Annotated in this window: 2 protein-coding genes; both read left to right on the top strand. The window is 73.0% G+C overall.

Annotation, left to right across the window (positions count from 1 at the left end; translation table 11 throughout):
* Positions 1-241 precede the first annotated feature (241 nt).
* The gene (locus ACZ6ZR_RS16265; protein WP_465642757.1) at positions 242-1621 is read left to right on the top strand and encodes an alpha/beta hydrolase; all 1380 of its coding nucleotides are present in this window, start codon (positions 242-244) and stop codon (positions 1619-1621) included.
* A partial coding sequence (locus ACZ6ZR_RS16270) for a caspase family protein (RefSeq protein ID WP_465642758.1) occupies positions 1614-4238 on the top strand: 2625 nt, incomplete at its 3' end. The genes ACZ6ZR_RS16265 and ACZ6ZR_RS16270, both read left to right, overlap by 8 nt.

A 4238-nucleotide genomic window follows, 5' to 3' on the forward strand; every position in this document is an offset into this window, starting at 1 on the left:
GGTCGCGGTCAAGGAGATCCTCGAGGCCGGCGAGTTCGAGGTCGAGCTCGGCCTGTAAGGGCGTCAGCTCCGGCTGGTACTTGTGGCGGTGCCCCATCGGTCCTCGGACCGGTGGGGCACCGCCGTTTCCGTCTCCGGGGGCGGTCGTGCGCGAGTACTGTGATCCGACCGCCTCGGTGCCTAACTGCCGGGTGGGTGTGGCTTGTTCGAGCGGGTGGGTGGGGTTGCCGTGGTGAGGCGTATGCGAGTCGACGACCTGGTGGTCGTGGTGCCCGGGATCATGGGCAGTCGGCTGGCCGACGGGGAGGGGCGGGCCGTCTGGGACCTCTCCGGGAGTGCGCTGCTACGAGGTGTCCGGGCCTTCGCCGGGGTGGCCCCGCGACTGGCGGTCGGAGCGGAGGGCGAGGACGGCGGGATGCGGGCCGTCGGCCTGGTGCCGGACCTGCACCTGCTGCCCGGAGTCGGCCCCGGGGTGGAGGGCTACAGCAGCCTGGTGGGGTGGCTGCAGCAGCGCTTCACGCTGGTCCGGCGGGGTACGGGTGGAGCCGACTCCCCCGGGAACCTGGTCGAGTTCGCGTACGACTGGCGGCTGTCGGGGCGGGTCAACTCGGCCCGGCTGGCGGTGGTGGTGGAGCGGGAACTGACGCTCTGGCGGGCCTCCGCGCCGGAGCGGCGGGAGGCGAAGGTGGTCTTCCTCTGCCACTCGATGGGCGGCCTGATCGCCCGTCACTACGTGGCCCGGCGGGGCGGGGCGGAGGTGACCCGACGGGTGATCACCCTGGGGACACCGCACCGGGGTTCGCTGGACGCGCTGCTGCGACTGGTGAACGGGGTCGGGGAGAAGCCGTGGCTGCCCGTGTCGGTCTCGCTCACGGCCTTCTCGCGGAGCCTGCCCTCGCTGCACGAGCTGCTGCCTCGCTACGGGTGCCTGCCGGGCGGGGCCGGCGGGCAGCTGCTCAGGCCGGAGGAGGTGGCCGGCGGGCTGCCCGGGGTCAGCCCGGAGCTGCTGGCGGAGGCCGTGGCCTTCCACGACGAGATCGAGGACGGGGATTCGGGGGGAGTGGAGCTGATCCCGTTCACCGGGCTGCACCAGCCGACGGCAACCACGGCGCTGTGGGCGGGCGAGCGACTGGTGGCGCGGACCTCCATCGAGGGACGGGAGTTGGGCGGCGACGGCACCGTGCCGAGGCTGGCCGCCGCTCCGGCGGGCTTCCCCGGGGCGCTGATCCGGGTGCCGTGCGAGAAGCACGGTGCGCTGCAGAACCACCGGGCGGTGCGGGACGAGCTGCGCGGGCTGCTCGGGCCCGAGGTGCCGTACTACCGGGGGCGGCAGGGTGACGTCGAACTCGGGCTGGTGGCACAGGAGTTGGTGGCTCCCGGCGAGGCGTACGAGGTCGAGGTCGTCACCGAGCGGGAGGACCTGGCGGTGGTGGTCACGGTGACGGAGGCTTCGGCCTCGCAGCAGCGGACCTTGAAGAACCTCGGGGGCGGGCGGTACCGGACCACTTTCGGGGGCCTGGCGGACGGCACCTACCGGGTGACGGCCGCTGCGGAGGGGCACGGGGACTCGGCGGTGACGGGCATGGTGCTGGTCGGCGGGGCGGAGGACGGCGTTGCCTGAGGCGGGGGCGGGCGAGGAGATCGCCGGGGTGCTGCTGGGCGTCGCGTTCGACGAGTACGAGCACTACGACCCACTGCCGGGCGCGGTTCAGCAGGTGCGTGAACTGGCCAAGCTGCTGGCGGGGTTCGGGTACCGGGCTGAGGTGCTGCCGAACCTGACACTGGAGGAGGTACGGCGGCAGCTCCTGGGGTGGGGCGCCCAGCGGCCGGGCGGGCCCGAGCGGCCGACGGTGGTGGTGTGGTCGGGCCACGGGGAGCGGCGGGAGCGGGGCGGGCTGATGCTGCCCGCCAGGGACACCGGGAAGGGGCATTTGCTGCTCGGCGCCCTGCACGCCGACCAGTTGGCCGAGGCGGCGCTCGGCCCCGACCAGGTACTCCTGCTGCTGGACACCTGCCACTCGGGCGCGGGCGCGGAGGGCGTTCTCGGCGAGGCGCTGCACAAGCACGACTTCCAGAGCCTGCCGGAGGGGCGGGCCGCCTGGGTCGGCGTGCTGGCCAGCTGCCGGGCGCGTGAACGGGCGGCCGGACGTGGGGAGTTGCTGGAGACGGTGCTGAAGGTGCTGCGGGACGGGCCGCCCCGCGGGCCCTACCGGCGGCAGTGGAGCGTACGGAACCCCGGCATCAGCGGGGCAGCCCTGGCGAGCGCCGTCCTGGACTCCTGGGAGGAGGACGGGCAGCGGCCGGTGTTCGTCGCAACCGGGAACGACCGGGTGATGTTCCGCAATCCGCAGTGGCGGGCCGATGCTCGACCGGCCCTCGTGGAGCACCTGGTGCAGGCCGCCAAGGGCGGGCCGCTGCGGGAGGAGGGGTGGCTCTTCAACGGACGGCGGCGCGTGCTCGGGGAGTTGGTGGCATGGCTGGCGGAGTCCGGACCCGGGCTGCGCATGCTGACGGGGAGTGCCGGGTCCGGGAAGTCGGCGGTGCTGGGGCGGTTGGCGACGCTATCCGATCCGCGGTGGCGGGCGGAGCTGGTCTGGGGCGAGGGGCTGGAGGAGGGCGACCCGGACCCGGGAGTCGACAGCATCACCTCGTGCGTGCACCTGCGGGGGCTGACCGCGCTCGAAGTGGCGGTGAGCCTCGCGGAGCAGGCGGGCTTCCCCGGTGAGCCGCAGACCGCCTTGGAGGTGGCGGCCTGGCTGGAGGTGGAGTACCGGGGAGCGGAGCGGCCACCGGTCCTGCTCTTCGACGGGCTGGACGAGGTGCCGGCGAGTGAAGTCGTCGGTGTGGTCGAGCTGTTGGAGCCGCTGGGGCGGATCGGCCGGGTGCTGCTGAGCGCGCGGGGGGAGGCGTTCCGGCGGGCCGGAGAGTGGGAGGCGGCGCTGGAGCGACTGATGCTGGCCCGGCCGAGCGTGGTCGACCTGGACGAGGAGGACGACACCCGGGCGGACATCGCCGGGTACCTGCGGAAGCGGCTGGTGCGGGGCGGACTGGACGAAGCGCAAGCTGCGCTGCTCGCCGGCCTGTTGGGAGAACGGGCGGCCGAGGACGACGGCGGTTTCCTGTTCGCCCGGCTGGTCGGCCCGGTGGTCGCGCGGAGGGTCGCCGAACTGCCCGAGGAGCACTGGGCCGCGGAGCTTCCGAGCACGGTGGCGGAGGCCTTCGGTCTGGCGGTCGGTCAGCTCCCGGATCTGCGACGGGCCGACGGAGAGGTGGTGGCCGGAGCCGGGCGTGTGCTACTCGCTGCACTGGCAAGGGGGTTGGGGCGGGGACTGCCGGCGGACGGGGTCTGGGAGGCGGTGGCCGGTGCCGTCGACCCCCAGGGGCGGACGTTTCTGGCAGAGGATCTCGACTGGGCGTTGAACACCTGCGGCGGCTTCATCGTCGAGGACCGGAGCGACGGTGAGATCGTCTACCGGCTCTACCACCAGGAGTTCGTGAACCACCTCGCGGGGCCGCTCACCGCGCGACGGCTGACCACACCGGACAGTGCGGTGGAGAGGGACATCACCCACGCCCTCGGCGAACTGGCCGCCACCAGGCTGAACATGAAGAGCCCTGGTGCGGGGGTCCCGTACCTGATGCGTCATCTTCCCGACCACGCGTCGCTCGGTGACGGAGCGGGGATTCCGGCCCTCCGCACCCTGGTCGAACGGGATGGCGAGCGGTTCGTCCCACTGCTCGGCTCCGCTCTCAACAAGACTGTCGTCTCCGCGGCAGCCCAAGGAGATCGCGAGCGGGCGCTCCAGCTGGCACAGGAAGGCGTCCAGCACTACCGCGGCCTCGTCGGCACCGACCCCGACCAGTTCCTCCCCGGCCTCGCCATGGCGCTCAACAACCTCGCCACCACTCAGGCGGACCTCGGCGACCGGCACGGAGCCCTGACCACCATCACCGAAGCCGTCACCATCCGCCGCGACCTCACCACCACCAACCCCCGCGCCTTCCTCCCCGACCTCGCCACCTCCCTCAACAACCTCGCCAGCGCCCAGGCGGACCTCGGCGACCGGCACGGAGCCCTGACCACCATCACCGAAGCCGTCGAGCACTACCGCAACCTCGCCACCACCAACCCCCGGGCTTTCCTCCCCCAACTCGCCATGGCCCTCAGCAACCTGTCCGGCCATCAGACCAGTGCCGGTGACCGGTACGGCGCCCTTACCACCGTCACCGAGGCCGTC

The sequence above is a fragment of the Kitasatospora sp. NPDC088742 genome (assembly GCF_055584905.1).

Excerpts from the sequence above, each read along its gene's own strand:
- ACZ6ZR_RS16265 (WP_465642757.1), top strand. The coding sequence starts at position 242 with ATGCGAGTCGACGACCTGGTGGTCGTGGTGCCCGGGATCATGGGCAGT.